General features: G+C 37.7%; 14 protein-coding genes, 1 pseudogene and 1 riboswitch. Of the genes and pseudogenes, 5 read left to right on the forward strand and 10 right to left on the reverse strand.

Annotated features, from left to right (window positions below):
- The 7 genes from recJ to AC23MB_RS01810 all read right to left on the reverse strand — a co-directional run bounded on the left by recJ (position 1) and on the right by AC23MB_RS01810 (position 10,861).
- The gene (recJ, locus tag AC23MB_RS01780) at positions 1–1,710 is read right to left on the reverse strand and encodes a single-stranded-DNA-specific exonuclease RecJ (protein ID WP_374329633.1); all 1,710 of its coding nucleotides are present in this window, start codon (positions 1,708–1,710) and stop codon (positions 1–3) included.
- Between the two features lie 200 nt (positions 1,711–1,910).
- Positions 1,911–2,867, reverse strand: a complete 957-nt coding sequence (metF, locus tag AC23MB_RS01785; protein WP_487786387.1) for a methylenetetrahydrofolate reductase [NAD(P)H] — start codon at positions 2,865–2,867, stop codon at positions 1,911–1,913.
- Between the two features lie 271 nt (positions 2,868–3,138).
- Positions 3,139–5,805 (reverse strand): methionine synthase, encoded by a 2,667-nt coding sequence (metH, locus tag AC23MB_RS01790; protein WP_313027107.1) that lies wholly within the window; start codon positions 5,803–5,805, stop codon positions 3,139–3,141.
- 72 nt (positions 5,806–5,877) lie between these two features.
- A complete protein-coding gene (locus tag AC23MB_RS01795; RefSeq protein WP_312324064.1) occupies positions 5,878–6,918 on the reverse strand; it encodes a homocysteine S-methyltransferase family protein in 1,041 nt (346 codons plus the stop codon).
- Positions 6,919–7,094: 176 nt separating this feature from the next.
- Entirely contained in the window at positions 7,095–8,294 is a 1,200-nt protein-coding gene (locus AC23MB_RS01800; protein ID WP_313027104.1) for an O-succinylhomoserine sulfhydrylase, read from the reverse strand.
- 62 nt (positions 8,295–8,356) lie between these two features.
- Positions 8,357–9,895, reverse strand: coding sequence for an ACT domain-containing protein (locus AC23MB_RS01805; RefSeq protein WP_313027102.1), 1,539 nt, complete (start codon positions 9,893–9,895; stop codon positions 8,357–8,359).
- 6 nt (positions 9,896–9,901) lie between these two features.
- Positions 9,902–10,861, reverse strand: coding sequence for an alpha/beta fold hydrolase (locus tag AC23MB_RS01810; protein WP_487786388.1), 960 nt, complete (start codon positions 10,859–10,861; stop codon positions 9,902–9,904).
- 39 nt (positions 10,862–10,900) lie between these two features.
- A riboswitch (SAM riboswitch) is annotated at positions 10,901–11,005 on the reverse strand.
- Between the two features lie 273 nt (positions 11,006–11,278).
- On the opposite strand from AC23MB_RS01810, the pseudogene AC23MB_RS01815 reads away from it, so the two are divergent.
- Together AC23MB_RS01815 and AC23MB_RS01820 are read left to right on the forward strand one after the other, a co-directional pair.
- A pseudogene (locus tag AC23MB_RS01815) lies at positions 11,279–12,085 on the forward strand (glucose 1-dehydrogenase).
- 209 nt (positions 12,086–12,294) lie between these two features.
- Positions 12,295–14,898 carry an MGH1-like glycoside hydrolase domain-containing protein gene (locus AC23MB_RS01820; protein WP_487786389.1) on the forward strand — a complete coding sequence of 868 codons (2,604 nt, stop codon included), beginning with the start codon at positions 12,295–12,297 and terminating at the stop codon, positions 14,896–14,898.
- A gap of 305 nt (positions 14,899–15,203) precedes the next feature.
- On the opposite strand, the gene rpmA is transcribed toward AC23MB_RS01820, so the two are convergent.
- Positions 15,204–15,461, reverse strand: a complete 258-nt coding sequence (rpmA, locus tag AC23MB_RS01825; protein ID WP_312323300.1) for a 50S ribosomal protein L27 — start codon at positions 15,459–15,461, stop codon at positions 15,204–15,206.
- Between the two features lie 31 nt (positions 15,462–15,492).
- Positions 15,493–15,909, reverse strand: coding sequence for a 50S ribosomal protein L21 (gene rplU, locus AC23MB_RS01830; protein WP_300675738.1), 417 nt, complete (start codon positions 15,907–15,909; stop codon positions 15,493–15,495).
- Positions 15,910–16,294: 385 nt separating this feature from the next.
- Between rplU and AC23MB_RS01835 the strand changes: the two genes are divergently transcribed.
- The 3 genes from AC23MB_RS01835 (at position 16,295) to AC23MB_RS01845 (ending at position 19,472) form a co-directional block, all read left to right on the forward strand.
- Positions 16,295–17,788: a GH3 auxin-responsive promoter family protein gene (locus tag AC23MB_RS01835; protein WP_487786390.1), complete on the forward strand. Its 1,494-nt coding sequence runs from the start codon at positions 16,295–16,297 to the stop codon at positions 17,786–17,788.
- Positions 17,789–17,792: 4 nt separating this feature from the next.
- Positions 17,793–18,164 (forward strand): hypothetical protein, encoded by a 372-nt coding sequence (locus tag AC23MB_RS01840; RefSeq protein WP_312323302.1) that lies wholly within the window; start codon positions 17,793–17,795, stop codon positions 18,162–18,164.
- Between the two features lie 69 nt (positions 18,165–18,233).
- A complete protein-coding gene (locus AC23MB_RS01845; RefSeq protein WP_487786391.1) occupies positions 18,234–19,472 on the forward strand; it encodes an MFS transporter in 1,239 nt (412 codons plus the stop codon).
- A 163-nt stretch (positions 19,473–19,635) separates the two neighbouring features.
- Here the strand turns inward: AC23MB_RS01845 and serS are convergent, their stop codons facing one another.
- On the reverse strand, positions 19,636–20,904 hold the full coding sequence (serS, locus tag AC23MB_RS01850) for a serine--tRNA ligase (protein WP_487786392.1): 1,269 nt from the start codon (positions 20,902–20,904) through the stop codon (positions 19,636–19,638).
- Positions 20,905–20,909: the final 5 nt, after the last annotated feature.

Below are 20,909 nucleotides of genomic sequence, written 5' to 3' on the forward strand. Positions count from 1 at the left end.
TTAAGAATGAAACTTAACATCTCTAATGTTTAAAAAATAAGAAACATTGCCTTTCCAATGATTTTCTTCAACTGTAAATGCCAAATCAAAAGACTTTGTACGGAAATCTTCGGCATAAATGCCCAGTTTAAAACCAATACATTCGATGTTGCGATTGGTACTTGGTTGATGTACAAAAAATTTGAGATGATTGCCATCTTTGCCCATTAGTCGGACGTATCCAGCGACTTTTATATCTTTTAAAACCAAAACTGGTTTCATATTTTTTGGTCCAAATGGCGCCAACTTTCGATGGAAATTATAAAACTCGCGGTTGAGATCATCGATGTTGATAACGCTGTCGATGTAGATAGATGGTTCTTTTTGATGCTCTTGAATGTTGTCGCGAACATAACCTTCGAACATAATTTTGAAAACTTCAAAATTCTCTTTGTCCATCGATAGTCCTGCCGCAGCTTGATGTCCTCCAAATTTCTGGAAAAGATCCGAACAATAGTCCAAAGCCGCATGAATATCAAAATCCGAAACCGATCTTGCCGAAGCAACCATTTCGCCATTGTTACCGTCCGTGAAAACTAAAGTTGGCTTAAAGTGACTTTCGATTAATCGCGAAGCCACGATGCCGATAACGCCTTTATTCCAAGACGGATCGTAGACAATAGTAGAGTAGGTGCTTTCAGTTGAAGATTCAACCTGATTCATCGCCGATTGCGTAATCGTGTGATCCATTTCTCGACGTTCATCATTTAGGTTAATAATCTCATTTACAATCTGTTGTGCTTGTTTTAGGTTGTCAGAGATCATCAGTTCCACAGACGCTTTTGCGTGCGAAATTCTTCCTGCAGCGTTTATTTTTGGAGCAATGTCAAAGACAATATTAGAAATTTCAAAATGCGCTAATTTCTCTTCAGGAATCAACAATCGCAAACCGAACTTTCTAGTTTTACGCAAAAATTTAAGCCCTTGTTTAGCCAAAACTCGATTTTCTCCAGTCATTGCAACAATGTCGGAAGCGATACTAATCGCTAGTAAATCCGTTAATTCGAAAAGTTCGTTTTCAGGAATTTTGTAAATAGTATTTAGCCCTTGGCAAAGTTTAAAACCGACACCACAACCACTTAGTTCTTTATAAGGATAGCGACAATCTTTACGTTTTGGATCAAGGACAGCCACAGCCTTCGGGATTTCGTCACCTGGCAAGTGGTGATCACAAATTATAAAATCGACTTTTAGCTTGTTAGCATATTCAATTTTATCGATAGATTTTATTCCGCAGTCAAGCGCAATAATCAAGCTAAACCCATTTTCTTTCGCAAAGTCAATGCCTTCCGTCGAAATACCGTAGCCTTCAACGTTACGATCTGGGATATAAAAATCAAGATATTTTTTGTCAACGATTTTGCTGAGGTAGAGGTACATTAGCGCCACAGAGGTTGTTCCGTCCACGTCGTAGTCGCCGTATACTAATATTTTTTCGCCATTTTCGATAGCTGTTGCAATGCGTTCAACCGCTTTTTGCATGTCCGCCATCAAAAAAGGACTGTGGAAATCGTTTCCGTTTGGTTTAAAGAATTCGCGAGCACTTTGATAATTGTCGATGCCACGCAAAACGAGAAGTTTGGATTCTAAAGTTCCAAATCCAATTGAGGAAATGAGACCATCTACTATGTCTTCATCGGGTTCTGGTTTATAAATCCATTTTTGACTCATAGTTACAAATTTAGTCAAAAATTGCGGGAATTAAAATTCTATTTTTCAGAACAATTCCCTCCCCATCACTCAGCAGCTACTCGGGTCGGGCTGTTCGCTATATCTTGGATGTGACGCTACCATCCCTATTGCAGAGATGGCAACACAATATAAAAAGACAAAATAAATAGTTCTCCTTTTTTTAATTATGAATCCTAAATTTAAAATACAGACGACGCGATTCTCTTCGTAATCTCGCTTTTCCCCATCGTGTAGTAATGCAAAACCGGAGCACCTCTTTCCAGAAGTTCCTTACTTTGTTGGATACACCATTCGATGCCGATTTCTTTTACAGCTTTATTGTCTTTACTTTTCGCAACTTCAATCACTAAATCGTTCGGAATATCTACCTTAAAACGGTGCGGAATCATACTCAATTGGCTTTTAGTAACCAAAGGTTTCAAACCCGGAATAATCGGAACATTTATCCCTTCCTCACGGCATTTATCAACGAATTCAAAATACTTTTCGTTATCAAAAAACATTTGCGTCACGATGTAATCCGCACCCGCTTCCACTTTCTTTTTCAAGTATTGCAAATCCTGCGAAAGACTCGCCGCTTCCATGTGTTTTTCGGGATAACCAGCCACGCCGATGCAAAAAGTCGTCGGACAAGAATTCTCCAAAGATTCATCCAAATAAACACCCAAATTCAAACCTTGAATCTGCTTCACCAAATCACTCGCATTAGCATGACCATTTTTCTCTGGCTTAAAATAAATCTCAGATTTCACGGCATCTCCACGAAGTGCCACCACATTTTCGATACCTAAAAAATCCAAATCAATCAAGAAATTTTCGGTGTCTTCGCGGCTAAAACCACCGCACAAAATATGGGGTACCGCATCCACTTTGTACTTATTTTGGATTGCCGCGCAAATCCCAACAGTTCCGGGGCGCTTCCTCACGACACGCTTCTCCAAAAGGCCGTCTTGACGCTCGATATACTCATATTCTTCACGATGATAAGTCACGTCGATAAATGCAGGATTAAACTCCATCAACGGGTCAATTCCATCAAAAATCGACTTTATGTTTTGCCCTTTCAAAGGCGGCAATATTTCAAAGGAAAACAATGTTTTTCCGTTCGCTTTTTCAATATGTTCAGTTACTTTCATTTTTTTTGTTTTTTATTTGGGCGTATCCCTCGCCAAGCTTTTCCAGCCGCTCGGGTCGCTACGTTCGCTGCTATCTTTTTTTGGTGACTTCGACTCCGCTCAGTCATCAAAAAAAGGATATCCGCTACCATCGCTTACGCGGTTTGAGGTGTGAGATGCGCGTTTTCAAGTTTCGAGTTTCAAGTTTCGAGTTTTAAGTTGAATCTTCGTTCTTCCCAAGATCAACCAGAAAACTTTCAACATTAAACTTCAAACCTAAATTTTAAACTCATTACACCTCCGAAAGATTCGGAGCTAACCATTTTCTTGCAAATTCTATATCCACATCTTTTCGTTCGGCGTAATCTTTCAATTGGTCTTCCGAAATTTTTCCAACCCCGAAATATTTAGATTTAGGATTTCCAAAATAATATCCCGAAACCGCTGCTGTTGGCCACATTGCCAAACTTTCTGTCAAGCTAACGCCGATATTTTCTTCTACTTTTAATAAATCCCAAATCGTCAGTTTTTCCAAGTGGTCTGGACAAGCTGGATAGCCGGGAGCTGGACGAATTCCTAAATATTTTTCTTTAATCAAATCTTCGTTATCCAAAGTTTCGTCTTCCGAATAACCCCAATATTCCGTTCTCACTTTTTTGTGCAGATATTCGGCAAAGGCTTCTGCAAAACGGTCAGCCAAAGCTTTCACCATAATTGCGTTGTAGTCGTCGTTTTTATCTTCGTATTCTTTCGCTAATTCGTCTGCTCCAAAACCAGTACAAACACAAAAAACTCCGAAATAATCTTGCTTACCGATGTTTTTTGGCGCCACAAAATCGGATAATGCGAAATATTCTTTACCAGCCGATTTTTTATGTTGCTGTCTCAACGTTCGGAATGTTGAAATTACATTTTGATTCTCGTCATACACCAAAATATCGTCTTGTTCATTAGCGTTCGCAGGGAAAATTCCGAAAATACCTTTTGCTTTAAAACTCTTTTCTTCAAGGATTTTTTTGAGCATTAATTTTGCTTCATCAAAAAGTATTGTTGCTTGTTCGCCAACTATTTCATCTGTCAAAATATCTGGAAATTTTCCAAACAACTGCCAACTTCTGAAAAACGGCGACCAGTCGATAAAGTCAATTAAATCATCCAATTTTTGGTCTTCAATAATCGTGATTCCCAATTTTTTTGGAATCGAAATCTTTTCGTTTTCCCAATCAATTTTAAACTTTTGTTCCCGCGCTTCCTCAATCGAAACATATTCTTTATCGACTTGACGATTCAAGAATTTTTCGCGGAAATCTTCGTATTCTTTTTTCAAATCCAAACCATAAACATTGGATTTTTCCTTATTTAATAAAGAACTTACTACGTTAACCGCTCGTGAAGCATCATTAACATGGATAACTGTATTTTTATATTTTGGGTCAATTTTTACCGCAGTGTGCGCTTTGGAAGTTGTTGCACCACCAATCATCAAAGGGAAATCAAGGTTTTGTCTTTCCAATTCTGCGGCGATATGCACCATTTCGTCCAAACTTGGCGTAATCAAACCACTCAAACCAATAACATCCACATTTTCATCAATCGCAGTCTGAATAATCTTTTCCGCCGGAACCATTACACCCAAATCCACGATCTCGTAATTGTTACAACCCAAAACCACGCTCACAATATTTTTTCCAATATCGTGAACATCGCCTTTTACAGTTGCCATCAAAACTTTTCCGTTAGTAGGTTTGCTAATATCTTTTGCAGCTTCAATAAATGGTTGTAGATACCCAACTGCGCGTTTCATCACTCGCGCCGACTTTACGACTTGCGGCAAAAACATTTTTCCGCTTCCGAAGAGATCACCAACGACGCCCATTCCTGTCATCAAATTAATCTCGATAACGTGAAGCGGTTTTTCTGCTTGCTGACGTGCAATTTCCACATCTTCCTCGATGAATCGGTCGATTCCTTTCACCAAAGCGTGTGTAATTCGGTCTTGCAAAGGAAGTTCTCGCCAAGATAAATCTTCGACTTTTTCTTTCTTTGTTGATTTGTGCGTTTCAGAATAATCAAGAAGTCTTTCAGTGGCATCATCTCGACGATCAAGCATAACATCTTCTACCAATTCCAATAATTCTTTTGGAATTTCGTCGTAAACTGCCAACATAGTTGGATTTACAATTCCCATATTCATCCCGTTTTTGATGGCATGATACAAGAAAACCGAGTGCATCGCTTCTCTCACACCATCATTCCCACGAAACGAAAACGAAACATTGGAAACGCCACCACTCACCGAAACATGTGGAAGGTTTTCGCGAACCCATTTTGTTGCTTCAATAAAATCAATTGCATTTCGACGATGTTCTTCCATTCCCGTTGCTACAGGGAAAATATTTAAATCGAAAATAATATCCTCGGCGGGGAAGCCAACTTTGTTCACCAAAATATCATACGAACGCTTCGAGATTTCTATTCGTCGTTCGTAATTATCAGCTTGTCCAACTTCGTCAAACGCCATGATAATCGCCGCTGCACCATAACGTTTTATGGCTTTTGCATGTTTGATGAATTCTTCTTCACCTTCTTTCAACGAAATGGAATTCACGACAGGTTTCCCTTGAACCACTTGAAGTCCAGCCTCCAAAATTTCCCATTTTGAAGAGTCTATCATAATCGGAATTCTAGCAATATCAGGCTCGGAAGCGATAAGATTAAGGAACTTCACCATGGAGGCTTTTCCGTCCAATAATCCATCATCGAAATTGACATCCAAAATCTGGGCGCCACCTTCAACTTGATTTCTGGCAATATCCAAAGCTTCCGCAAATTTTTCTTCCTTTATCAAACGAAGAAACTTTTTGGAACCTGCAACATTGGTTCTTTCACCAACGTTGATAAAGTTACTTTCTGGTGTTATGATGAGCGGTTCTAATCCGCTAAGTTTTAAATATTTCATATTTTAAATTGAGATAATAAGGTAATTTGAAAATTAGATAATGTTGTGAAAAATTATCGCATTAACTCATTATCAAATTATCACATTGATTTTTCTCGGTTTATAATCTTTCATCAAATCAGCAATGGCTTTTATGTGTGGCGGCGTTGTTCCACAGCAACCTCCGATGATATTGATGAGATTTTTGTCTACGTATTCTTTAATCTGAGCTGCCATTTGTTCGGGAGTTTCGTCATATTGACCAAAAGCATTGGGTAAACCTGCATTTGGATACGCCGAAATAAAAAACTCCGAGTTGCTAGAAATGGTTTCCAAATAAGGAGTCAACTGTTTCGCTCCTAAAGCACAGTTGAAACCTACACTTAACAAATCTAAATGCGACACCGAAATTAAAAAGGCTTCCGCTGTTTGTCCACTCAATGTTCGGCCAGAAGCGTCAGTAATTGTTCCTGAAACCATGATGGGAATTCGGATGTTGCGTTCTTCTGCGATTTCGTCGATGGCAAAAAGTGCCGCTTTTGCATTTAGTGTGTCAAATATGGTTTCCACTAAAAGAATGTCTGAACCACCGTCTAACAAAGCTTCTGCTTGTTGCTTGTAAGCTATTCTTAATTCATCAAATGTAATCGCACGGAATCCAGGGTCATTAACATCTGGACTTAAACTTGCGGTTTTATTAGTCGGTCCAATTGAACCTGCTACAAATCTCGGTTTGTCGGGATTTTGCGCCGTAAATTCGTCACAAACTTTACGAGCAATTTTAGCAGATTCGTAATTTAATTCGTAAACCAATTCTTCCATGTGGTAATCTGCCATCGCAATGGTTGTCCCCGAAAAAGTATTGGTTTCCAAAATATCTGCACCTGCTTCTAAATATTGTCTGTGAACCTCTTCAATAGCTTGTGGTTGCGTTAAAGACAGTAAATCGTTGTTGCCTTTCACTGGAGATTTCCAATCTTTGAAACGCTCGCCGCGATAATCTTCTTCCTCGAAACCATAGCGCTGAAGCATGGTTCCCATTGCGCCATCCAAAACGAGAATTCGTTCGCAAAGGGCTTTGTATAAAGCTTGGTTTCTTGTTTCTTGAAGTTGGTTTTTATCTTGAGTATCCATTTTTTTATTTTGTTATTATGAGGGAAACTTTCTATTTAGCCCCGATTGAAGCGGCATCCTTTTTTGCTTTTTACTAATCTTTCTTTTTATGTTTTCGTTTTCTAAATCAAAGAAGATATAGCGTAATGCGGGTTAAATTTTTCTTTCGAAGCTGAAATCTTGATGCTCCTAAAAAACTAATCTAATGCTTGTTTTAAGTCCGCAATGATGTCGTCCACATTTTCTAAACCTACGGAGCAGCGCACCAAACCTGCCGTGATTCCGACTTCATTTCTTTCTTCGTCCGAAAGCTTGGAATGCGTTGTGGAAGCGGGATGCGTAACAATCGTCCTCGTGTCACCAAGGTTCGCGGAAAGCGAACACATCTTGATTTTGTTGAGGAAATTGCGACCGCCTTCGATGCCTCCTTTAATTTCGAAAGCGACGATATTTCCTCCTAATTTCATTTGCTTTTTTGCGATTTCGTAACTTGTATGGGACTTTAAAAACGGATATTTCACCAAATCGACATTTGGATGTGATTCTAAAAATTCCGCAACTTTGATTGCATTTTCACAATGTTTTTCAACACGAATTGCCAGAGTTTCCAAACTTTTGCTCAAAATCCAAGCGTTGAACGGCGACATCGCAGGTCCGGTGTTTCTCGCGAAAAGATAAATTTCACGAATCAAATCTGCCTTGCCAACTGCCACGCCACCTAAAACTCGACCTTGACCATCGATTAATTTGGTTGCGGAATGTACGACGATATCTGCTCCATACTTTATCGGTTTCTGTAAATACGGTGTCGCAAAGCAATTGTCCACAATAAAAATGAGATTGTGCTTCTTTGCAATTTGACCGAAAAATTCCAAATCTAAAACTTCAATTGCGGGATTGGTAGGCGTTTCTAAATATAAAATTTTGGTGTTCGGTTGGATGTATTTTTCGACATTTTGTGCGTCTTCGGCTTTGAAATAGGTTGTTTCGATATTCCATTTTGGGAAATATTTTGTGAACAAAGTATGCGTAGAACCAAACACCGATTGACAGCTCACAATATGATCGCCCGCATTCAATAATGCCACGAAAGTGGAATAAATTGCCGCCATTCCAGTTGCAAAAGCATAGCCCGATTCTGCCCCTTCCATTAATGCGATTTTATCGATGAATTCGGTGACATTTGGGTTCGAAAATCGGCTGTATAAGTTTTTGTCTTTTTCCTCGGCGAAGCTTGCACGCATATCTTCGGCATCTTCAAAAACGAAACTTGAAGTTAAATATAACGGCGTTGAATGCTCATCAAACTGGCTTCTTTCGGTTTGAGTTCTGATGGCGAGGGTTTCAAAGTTGGTTGTTGGTTGTTGGTTGCTGGTTGTTGGTATGTTTTCTGACATTTTTTCAATATTAAATTTGTCTTGCTTCTTGGTTCTTGGCTCTTGATTCTTGATTCTAGCATCTATTTTGTCTCACTGACTCTTAAAATATCACCGAAAACGCCGCGGGCAGTAACTTTTGCTCCAGCTCCAGCGCCCATAATAACAATCGGATTTTCGCCGTAACTTTCTGTGTAGATTTCAAAAATAGAATCGGAACCTTTTAATTGTCCCAAAGCAGAATTGGCAGGAACGGAAATTAATTTTACATCCAGTTCGCCTTTGTCTTGACTTAAATCGCCATGCAAATCGCCAACGTAACGTAAAACATGATAGGGTTCTTGTTCGTCTTTTATCTTTTGGAAAGTTTCGTCCAACTCATCTATTCGTGTCAAAAATTCGTCTTTTGAAATTGGAAGAAGCGGTTCTGTAACTAGGTTTTTGATATTGATATCTTCGAATTCGTTCATTAAATCTAATTCGCGAGCAAGGATCAAAAGTTTTCTTGCAACATCGTTTCCAGAAAGGTCTTCGCGCGGATCTGGCTCTGTAAAACCTTTGTTCATTGCTTCTTTTACGATGGTTGAAAATTTCTCATTACGAACAGAAAATTGGTTGAAGACATAACTTAATGTTCCTGAGAAAACCCCTTTTATTCTGGTGATATCTTCTCCCGATAAATGCAGTAATTTAAGCGTATCAATTAATGGTAAACCTGCACCAACATTGGTTTCGTATAAATATTTTTTATTATTTTTTGCAAGTTGCGTTCTGAAATTTCGATAATCTGAAATAGGTAAAGTATTGAAGATTTTATTTGATGAAACCACATCAAAACCGTTTTCGACAAATTTGGTATAGTTTTTTACAAAAGCTGGACTCGCGGTATTGTCCACAACAATTAGGTTTTCTAAGTTGTGCTCTTTTGTGTAACTGATAAGTTCTGAGATATTACTTTTAGTGTTCGAATAGTTTATTTTTTGTCTCCAATCGCTGCCAAAACCAGATTTGTTTAAAGCCATTTTTTTGGAATTAGAAATCGCAACGACTTTAAGATCAATTCTTTTTCTGTTCAAAATATCGTAGGCAGAATCTAAAATCTGTTCGATAAGTGTTGAACCAACATTTCCGTGACCAATTAAAGCTAAGTGAACAACTTTAGGTTTTCCGAAAAGTTCGGTTTCAATAATATTTTGAGTGATTTCGGTTTGATTGTCAGTTACAACAATGTTAACTCTACCAGTCGATGACACTTGGTTAAGCAACAAAGGATAAATCTTGTTGCGTTGAAGTTCCGACATGATTTTAGCATTTTGTTCCGAAACAAATCCAAGAACGCAAAGATTGTCAATGCTGTAAATATTACTCACTATGCCAGCTGCTTTTTCATTTTGGAATTCTTTCTTCAATAATGCCACGGCGTCCTCGGCATCTTTCTCATCAACCAAAACTGAAACACCATTTTCGATGGCTTGTTGAGAAATAACCCCAACGCTGATGCCACCTTTGTTAAGTGTTGTAAAGATTCGAGAGTCGATGCCGATTTGTCCAAGAAAGTCTTTGCCTTCAAAGTTGACTAAAGCTTTCTTTCTGTATATACTAATTGGATTTTGGTCTGTCATTTTGTTCTAATAAATACGTTTTAATAATTCTTGCAATTGTTCATACTCTATTAAAAATGCGTCGTGGCCGTGGATAGAAACAATTTCGTCGTAGAAAATATCTTCTTTATGTGTCTTAATTTTTTCGTAACATTTTTTGATTTCCGAAGCTGGAAAAAACAAATCTGTGTTAATCGCAATGAGGTTAATGTTTGCTTTTATTTTGGATAACACTTTTTCGTTAGTATCAACGGTCATCAGAAGATGGTTCATCAATTTGTAAGCTTTTAAACTAAATCTTTCGTTGAGACTTTTTCCGTGGTAGATTAACCAATCTTCGGACTCGCGCCTAGTATTTTCTTTTGTTAATTTACCCTCAAATCTTTCATTAAGCGATTCTGGCGTTCTGTAGCAAAGCATGGCGTGTGCTCTTGCTTTTTCTAGTGGTTTTTCAGGTGAGTCTAAAAGATATTTTTGAACCAAACATTGTGCATGTAACCAATCGTGGGTTTTGTAATCCGAAGCAATTGGGATAAATTTTTCGCTGATTTTAGGGTTGATGGCTAGCATTTCCCAACCGATGGAACCTCCTAACGAGCCACCAATAATGCTGTGTAAAGTTTTTATTTCTAAATTTTCTAAACCTTGTAAAAAAATCGCCGCAACATCTTTGGTTGTAAGATCTTCGTAATTATCGATAAAGAAATCATTATAACCGTTACCAGGTATGTTAAAACTAATAATACTATATTTTTTGGTAGAAATTATTTTTTGTGGACCAATAATGTTTTTCCACCAACCTTTGCTGCCAGACACTGTAGAGTTGCCTGTCAAAGCGTGGTTAACCAATACAATAGGTGCGGTGCCATGGGCTTTTCCGAATACTTCGTAGCTTAAAGGGATGTCAAAATTCTGTCCTGAAAATGATTTGTACTTAATATCTGTAGTTAAAAGTTCTTTTTTCAATGCTTTAATATTTTTTTTCATTGAAAATGCCTCTAAGAATGGTTGAGTAAAGAACTTCAGTTGTTATCTCTCCAAATACATGGTAGAACGTAGCACCTTCTTCGCTTTCGCAAAGGGTTGCTAAGGTTTCATAGGGTCTAGTCCCTCAACCTTTCTGGATAACATTTTCAATATGTGAAAGAGCGGTAATGCAAATGTATGAAAATTTTGATAATTCGATAAAATAATCTTAAATTTTTAAAAATTTAGAATAAATTATAGTTTTTGTAATATTAAAAGCAATAATGGTTTAAAATTATCGGCTAGCAATTGTTAGTGTTTGTAGAGTTTCTAAGATTTTTCTATTGAAAATTAAATTATTTTAATCTGGCAAATTTTTTAAAGAAATTAAATTTTCTCGTATGATTTTTGATAAAAAAGAATTCTAAAAAACATAAAATGGAAATAAAATTAAATGGACAAGTTGCAATCGTTACTGGTTCTAGCAGTGGAATAGGAGAAGGAATTGTAAAATGTTTAGCGGCTTCTGGCGCCATTGTCATTGTTAATCATTCTTCGGAACACTCGAAAGAAGCTGCACAAATCATTCTTGATGATATTTTTGTTAAAGGCGAACAAGGCATGCTAAGTCAATGTGATGTAAATAAAGAAGTTGAAGTCTAGGCGATCTTTCAAAAGACGATTGATACATACGGAACAGTTGAAATTCTTGTAAACAATGCTGGATTACAACAAGACGCAAAATTTATTGATATGACTTTAGCGCAATGGCAAAAGGTAATTGATGTTAATCTTACTGGTCAGTTTCTGTGCGCACGCGAGGCGATTCGGGAGTTTTTGAAAAGGGGGATGAATGATAAATCTATTTCGTTAGGGAAAATCGTAAACATCAGCCGTGTCCACGAAAATATTCCTTGGGCTGGACACGCCAATTATGCTTCAAGCAAAGGCGCCCTGCGAATATTGATGCAAACTTTGGCTCAGGAATATGGAAAAGATAAAATCCGAATCAACAATATTTGTCCGGGAGCCATCCAAACGCCTATTAACAAATCGGCTTGGGATAACGAAGCTTCTTTTAATGCATTGATGACTTTGATACCATATAATAGAATCGGAAAAGCAGAAGATATTGGAAATTTAGCAGTATTTTTATCAAGCGACTTTTCAGATTATATTACGGGAGCAAGCATCTACATCGATGGTGGAATGTCAACGTTAGAGAGTTTTTCGGATAATGGATAACGGAAAACAGTATTTTGGATTGGTTCTTTTTAATAGTCAAAAGAATGACAAATCTTCAAATATAGCCCCGATGGAACGGTATGTTTGAGCTCATTTTATTTTTTTTAAAAATATAATAGCGAGTAGTGACAGCGGGATTTGATGTCTAAGAATTCAATAATCTCGATGCTCCTAAAAATGAATCTGAAATGCTTCAGAAATAAAATTATATGACAGAACAAGATAAACTCAATAATCCAAATTGGAAAAAGTGGGGGCCGTATGTGAGCCACCGCCAATGGGGAAATGTGCGAGAAGATTATAGTAGCAATGGCGATGCATGGGGTTATACAACGCATGATCGCGCCGAAAGTTGGACTTATCGTTGGGCGGAAGAAGGAATTGCGGGAATTTCTGACGATAAGCAAATGTTGTGTTTTGCGCTTTCGTTTTGGAATAAAAATGACAAAATGATCAAAGAACGCTTCTTTGGGCTAAGCAATTACGAAGGTAACCACGGCGAAGATATTAAAGAGATTTTCTACTATATTGACAATACGCCGTCGCACAGCTATATGAAAATGGTGTACAAATATCCGATAAATGCTTTTCCGTACTATGATTTGGTGGCGACCAATGCCCAACGATCTAACAAGGAAATGGAATATGAGATTTTTGACACTGGCGTTTTTGACAAAGATGCTTATTTTGATATTTTTATTGAATATGCGAAAGTTGGAGAAGATGATTTTTTGATCAGAGTTGATGTCCATAATAGAAGCGACAAGGATGCGCCTTTGGTGGTGCTGCCGACGCTTTGGTATCGCAATAACTGGTCCTGGGGTTATAATACTTATAAGCCAAATCTAGGTTTTTCGAAAGATGCAGAAATCGATGTTCATCATGATAGTTTGTCAATAAAGAAATTGTACTCGAGAAGTCGCAACGTAGAACCTCTTTTTTGTGATAATGAAACCAATAGACCGAAACTTTTCGGTGAAGTTACAACTGGTAAGTTTTATAAAGACGGTATTAACGATTATGTTTTACGCGGCGGAACTTCTGTTAATCCAAATCGAGTTGGGACAAAATCGGCTTTTCGATGTGAGGAGATGATTCCTGCGAAAGGCAATAAAACTTTTGAATTTCGATTATCGCCACATATTATGGATGATGCATTTTGGGATTTTGAAGATCAGATCAATCATCGAATTCAAGAAGCGAATGATTTCTACGCAGGCATTCAGCAAGACGTAAAAGACGAGGACGAAAAAAATGTGCAACGACAAGCGTTTGCAGGACTTCTTTGGAATAAACAATTCTATCATTACAATGTTGGAAAATGGCTAAAAGGCGATCCTAACCATCCTGTAGAACGACAAGGTTTTGTAAGAAATGTCGATTGGCAGCATCTTCATAATAAAGATATTATTTCGATGCCTGATAAATGGGAGTATCCGTGGTACGCGACTTGGGATTTGGCATTTCATTGTGTGAGTTTTAGTCTGATAGATGCAGCTTTTGCGAAAAATCAATTGATGCTTTTGACCAAAGAATGGAATCTACATCCGAACGGACAACAGCCAGCCTACGAATGGAATTTTAGCGATGTTAATCCGCCCGTACATGCTTGGGCGACTTTCAGGGTTTTTAAAATCGATGAAAAACATAATGGTAAAGCAGATTTGTTTTTCTTAGAAAATGTGTTCCAGAAGTTGCTACTCAATTTTACTTGGTGGGTTAACCGAAAAGACGTTAAAGGCAATAATATTTTTGGTGGCGGTTTCCTAGGTCTTGATAACATTGGTGCTTTTGACCGCAATATGGAATTGGATGCTGGTCAAACTTTGGAGCAAGCCGATGGTACAAGTTGGATGGCGATGTATGCGCTTAACATGATGCGCATCGCGATGGAGTTGGCGACATACAATCCTGTCTACGAAGATATGGCGATTAAGTTTTTTGAACACTTCTTATACATTGCCGAAGCGATGGAGAATTTGGGTGAAGATAATATTGGACTTTGGAATGAGGAAGATGGTTTCTTCTATGATTTGTTAAAATTGTCAGACGGAAATAGCGTCAATTTAAAGTTACGAAGCATCGTTGGGCTTATCCCAATGTTCGCTGTTGAGGTTATCGAACATAGCCTTTTGGAGAAATTGCCGAATTTTAAAAAACGAATGGATTGGGTGTTACGCAACAAAACTGATTTGACTAAGTTGGTGTCGCAATGGTATGTGGAAGGTGAAGGTAACAAACATTTTATGAGCATTATGCGCAAAACTCGTTTGACTAAAGTCTTAAACAGAATGGTCGATGAAGCTGAGTTTTTGAGTGATTATGGGATTCGTGCTTTGTCGAAAATTTATGAAAACACGCCTTTTAGTTTCAATGTTGGAGGTCACGATTATGTGGTGTATTATACGCCTGCCGAAAGTGACAGCCGAATGTTTGGTGGAAATAGCAACTGGCGAGGACCGATTTGGTTTCCGATTAATTTCCTGATTGTGGAAAGCTTGCAGCGTTTTCACTTTTTCTATGGTGATAGTTTGAAAATCGAATATCCTAAAGGAAGTGGAGTAGAACGTAATCTTGATGAGATTTCTAAAGATCTGTCACGCCGACTTTGCAGTATCTTCTTAAAAGATGAAAACGGAAATCGTGCTTTTAATGGTGGAAACGAAAAGATGAATCAAGATCCTAATTTTAAAGATTATATTTTGTTTTACGAATATTTCCATGGCGATAATGGTCGTGGCGTCGGCGCTTCGCATCAAACGGGGTGGACAGCGACGGTTGCAAAACTTATTCAGCCAAGATTAACAACTTGATGAAATGAAGCTATCGTTTTCGATGGTTTTCTTTATATCATTTTGTTTTTAACTAAAGAATATATTGTTAATAGCTTTTTTTGAAGAAAGCTAATTTATCGTTTTCGTCCGCTTCGAAAGTGGCGGCATTCAACCAAAAGATTGGTACAAACTCCGCAGCAAAATGGAAGATTATCTAGCTGGATAAATTTTTATATTAAATTAACCAAAAGACCTAACAAATTATTAGGTCTTTTTTAGTTCTCAAAAAAAAACAAAAAACCCAATCCGAAGATTGGGTTTTTATATTGTTCAAATGCTAAGAATTAAGCATTAACTTCGATAGATACGAAAGATCTATTATTTGCTTTTTTTGTAAAAACAACTTTTCCGTCAACTAGAGCGAACAAAGTATGATCTTTACCGATACCTACGTTTTCACCTGGGTGGTGTTGCGTACCTCTTTGTCTTACGATGATGTTACCAGCGATAGCTTCTTGACCACCGAAGATTTTAACACCTAATCTCTTAGAGTGAGATTCTCTACCGTTTTTGGAGCTACCAACCCCTTTCTTATGTGCCATCTTACTTTAATGTTTTTTGGGTATTAATTAATTACTCAGCAGACTCCTCTTTTTTAGTAGTCTTTTTAGCTTTAGGCGCTTTTTCTTCTGCAGCTTCAGTCGCTTTAGATTCTTTTTTAGCCTTTGGTTTAGCTGCATCAAAACCAGTGATAGAAACAACTTGGATTTGAGTTAATTGTTGTCTATGACCGTTTTTCTTAGCATAACCTTTTCTTCTTTTCTTTTTGAAAATGATTACTTTGTCAGCCTGAACGTGGTCAAGGATTTCTACTTCTACAGCGATACCGCTTACAGCTGGGGCGCCAACAGTTACTGCTCCGTTAACAGTCATAAGAACTTTATCAAAAGATACTTTTGATCCTTTTTCTCCTGCTAGACGGTTTACAAACAACTTTTGGTCTTGCTCAACTTTATATTGAAGCCCTGCTATTTCTACAATTGCAAACATTGTTTATGATTTTTATATAATTATTCGAGGTGCAAAAGTAGACAATTTATTTAACAAGCACAATATTTATTTCACTTTTTTCAAATATTTGATGCTCAGTACTTTTTATTTTTATTTGGGGCAGCATTTCCGCCCTCCGTTCCCGCTATTTTTTTTCAAGCCTTAGCCAAGCCAAAAAAATGAGCTCCACTCAGGTCGGGCTGCGACAGTCTCGTGGAAAAAATACAAAGCTTTCAAAGTTTCAGACTGAGAGAGCCTTATCATCAATTAGAATCTCAAATCTCAAATTTCGAATTATTACAAAATCTCTTTCACAAAACAATTTTATATTTAATCTAATAATCTTAATTAATCTCAATAAATTTGAGCATTGAAAATTTTATCAATGCTAAATTTTATCAAGAAAAATATTGCCAAAGTCTGGGCAAAAAAACATGTTGCCAAAACCCAAGCTTTTAAAAATAATGCGGCGAAAGACCAAGAAGCACTTCTTTTAGATTTGGTCAAAACTGCCGAAAAAACATTATTCGGCCGCGAGCATCAGTTCGAAAATATTAAGTCCATCGCGGATTTTCAAAAACTTGTTCCTATTTCAGATTACGAAGATCTGAAACCTTACATCGAAAAAGTAAAACGCGGTCAAGCCAAAATTCTTTGGCCAGATCTTCCTGAATATTTTGCTAAAACTTCTGGTACAACGTCTGGAGCTAAGTATATTCCGATTTCCAAAGAAGGAATGCCATATCAAGTTGCTGCGGCGCAAAGCGCAATATTTCATTACATCGCACAAAAAGGAAACGCCGATTTCGTCAACGGTAAAATGATTTTCCTACAAGGTTCACCTGAATTGGAAGAAGTTAACGGCGTTAAAACCGGACGACTTTCTGGGATTGTTGCACATCATATTCCCAATTATTTACAAAAAAGTCGTTTGCCGAGTTGGGAAACCAATTGCATCGAAGATTGGGAAACCAAGGTTGATAAAATTGTTGAAGAAACCGAAACTCAAAATATGACGTTGATTTCTGGGATTCCGCCTTGGTTGATTATGTATTTTGAAAAACTGACAGAAAAACATAACAAGAAAATTACCCAAATTTTCCCGAATCTTCAATTGATTATTACTGGCGGCGTTAACTACGAACCTTATCGCGAAAAGATGAATGATTTGTTAGGAAAGCCAGTTGACATTGTACAAACTTTTCCAGCTTCCGAAGGTTTTTTTGCATTTCAAGATGATTATCAAAAGGAAGGTCTTTTGCTATTGACCAATCACGGAATTTTCTTCGAATTTGTCCCTTTGGAAGAATTTGGAAAACCAGATGCGCGACGTTTGACAATAGGCGAGGTAGAACTTAATAAAGATTATGCAATGATTTTGACAACCAATTCGGGACTTTGGGCATATTCGATTGGCGATGTTGTGAGATTTATTGCCAAAAATCCGCATCGTGTTTTGGTGAGTGGAAGGACCAAACATTTTACGTCTGCATTTGGTGAACACGTTATTGCTTATGAAGTTGAAGAAGCCATGAAGGCGACGGTTGAGAAATTTCCGTGTCAGATTACAGAATTTCATTTGGCGCCACAAGTTAATCCTGAAGAAGGATTGCCATATCACGAATGGTTTATCGAGTTTGCTAAAGAACCAAATGATTTAGAAAAATTTCGTGTAGAGTTGGATCAACAATTAAGACAACGAAATACCTATTACGATGATTTAATTTCAGGAAATATTCTTCAAGTTTTAAAAATTAAAAGTTTAAAAAAGAATGCTTTTCAAGATTATGCAAAATCCGAAGGTAAGCTTGGAGGTCAGAATAAAATTCCTAGATTAGCGAATGATAGAAAAATTGCTGACTTTCTAGAAAAACTCTAAGCTTATGAAAAAAATATTTCCGATTTTAGTTATAGTTTGTTTGTTGTTAAGCGCTTGTAGAACGATAAAGTATAAGCAGGAGTGGGGGAATAATTTTTTGGAAGTCAAAGCCGGATCCAAATATCATTTTAAAACTTTTTCGAATGGCGAATTTAAAATGGCTGTGACAAGTGTTGAGAAAGACAGTATTTTCGGGATTCGTCGTAAAGAGAATTTTGCAATAGCGAAAAAGGATATTAGGTTGATTAAAAAAGATAGTCCTGTTGGTACCGCAGCGTTGCTAGTTGGCGTTGGCGGATTTATTGGCGGAATGGTATACTTACTTAATGGTATGGCAGAAATTGGGCGTGGTTTAGGCTATCACTATTCAGATTAAAATAGTGAATATATATTTTTCTTAATCTAAATCAATTCGAGATTTAACTTAAATATTTTTCTTTGTTAAATGATTTCATTTGAACCATTAAAGGTTTTAAAAAACCAAGAATACAGAAATCTTCTTTCGGGAAGATTCTTTTTGATTATAGCCTTCCGGATGTTGGCGACAGTACTTGGTTGGTGGGTTTATCAATTGACGAAAGATCCTTTGTCGATAGGTTTAATAGGGCTTTCGGAAGTTATTCCTGCAGTAGGAAGTGCGCTGTATGCTGGCCACGTAATCGATAATTCTGAAAAGAAAAAACTACTCTTAATGTGTAACTACGCTTACGTCGTGATGATAAGTTTTCTATTGATTCCAGCATTTTTAGGACACAAATTTCATTTTACAGGGCACGAAATTACCTATTTTATTTACGGAATTATATTCGTCACAGGGATTTGTCGCGCGTTCTTAGGACCGCTTGTTCCATCTATGATTCCCAAAATCGTGAAAATGGAAAACCTTCCTTATGCAGTCACCATGAATCAAGCAACGTTTTTAACGGCGTCGGTTTCAGGACATGCCATTGGCGGTTTTTTAATTGCTTTGATTACCATCAAATATACTTTGGTTGTTATCATCTGTAGTATGATTATCGCGTCTTTTTTCTTCTGGAGTCTTAACAAACAGGAACCACTAGTGAAGCACGAAGAGCAACCAAAAGTATGGAAAAGCATCAAGGAAGGTCTTTCTTTTATTGTCCGAACTAAAGAGATTCTTGGCGCACAAATGCTCGATATGTTCGCGGTGCTGTTTGGTGGCGCAGTGGCGATGATTCCCGTTTTTGCAAGCGACATTCTCAAAGTCGGTTCCGAAGGTTTTGGATTGTTAAATGCCGCGTCGGATATTGGATCGATGTGCGTTATTATGTTCTTGTCTATTGTTCCTTTAAAACGCAATCAAGGTAACATTCTGTTAGCAGTTGCGGCAGGTTTTGGCTTATGTATTATTGGATTTGGTTTGTCGGAGTTATATTGGCTGTCATTTTGTTTTCTAATGCTTAGCGGAATGCTAGACGGCATCAGCGTTGTTATTCGCGGAACCATTGTACAACTCAAAACACCTGACGAATTGCGCGGTCGTGTGATGAGCGTTAATTCAATTTTTATAATGTCGAGTAACGAGCTAGGACAATTTGAAAGCGGTGTGATGGCAAAGATTTTTGGTGTTGCCAGATCCGTGGTTATCGGTGGTGCGTTAACCTTTGCAACGGCAGCATTTATAGGATCCACTTCTCCCAAACTTCGCAAGATGGAGTACTAATTTTTTGGGCAGCTAGTTCCGTCTTCCGCTCCCAATCTTTTGTCATTCCTCATGCTTCGTCATGACAAAAGGATTTCCGCTCAAGCCGGGCTGCACAAGAATAGCACATAAAAAGGCGAACATTCTAAAATGTTCGCCTTTCATTATAATTTATCTTTTAAGACTAATTAATCAATTCAAATCTTGCATATTCAGCAATTTTCTTTGGAAGTCTGATGCCTTCAGGTGTTTGGTTGTTTTCCAACAAAGCCGCCATAATTCTTGGAAGAGCCATTGCAGAACCGTTTAGTGTATGCACCAATTGCGTTTTTCCATCCGCTTTATAACGACATTTAAGTCTGTTTGCTTGGAAGGTTTCAAAATTCGAAACAGAACTTACTTCTAGCCATTTCTCTTGTGCCGCACTCCAAACTTCAAAATCATAAGTCATTGCAGCTGAAAAACCAGTGTCGCCACCACAAAGTCTCAAAATTCTGTAAGGCAATTCAAGATCTTCAAGAATAGATTTGATGTGCTCTACCATTTCTTCAAGAACAGCATAAGAATTTTCAGGCTTTTCAATTCTAACGATTTCTACCTTTTCGAACTGGTGAAGACGGTTAAGACCTCTAACATGCGCACCATAACTTCCAGCTTCTCTTCTGTAACATTGCGAAAACGCTGTGTTTTTAATAGGAAGCTCTTTCTCATCCAAGATAACATCGCGGTAGATATTGGTTACAGGCACTTCAGCTGTTGGGATAAGATACAAATCATCTGCACCGATATAATACATTTGACCTTCTTTATCTGGTAATTGTCCCGTTCCGTAGCCAGAAGCTTCGTTAACAACATGTGGCGGATTAACTTCCAGATATCCGGCATCAGTGTTTTTGTCCAAGAAATATTGTACCAAAGCACGTTGCAATCTAGCTCCTTTTCCAAGATAAACAGGGAAGCCAGCGCCAGCGATTTTAACACCTAATTCAAAATCGATGAGGTTGTATTTCTTCGCCAGTTCCCAATGCGGAATTGCGCCTTCTCCAAGTCCTTCAACGGGTGTTGATTGGAAGATATTTTCGTTGTCGTCAGCAGAAATACCAGCAACAACCTTTTCGTAAGGGATGTTCGGGATTTGATAAAGAATATCTAACAAAGCTTTTTCGGCGTCATTAAGTTGTTGTTGTAATTCTTTACTCGATTCTTTGTACTGCGCTGTTTGAGATTTAGCAGCTTCGGCGTCGTCTTTTCTACCTTCTTTCATCATGATGCCAATTTCTTTCGAAATTTTGTTCATTTCAGCAAGTTGGGAGTCAAGGTCGAACTGAAGTTTTTTTCTGTTGTCGTCTGCGGAAATGGCAGCATCTACCAATTCTAGATTTTTGAAATGACGTTTCTTTAAACCTTCAATAACGCGCTCCTTTTCATCGCGTAAAAAATTAACTTGTAACATAATTT

Source organism: Soonwooa sp. T0.1_25 (genome assembly GCF_057652215.1).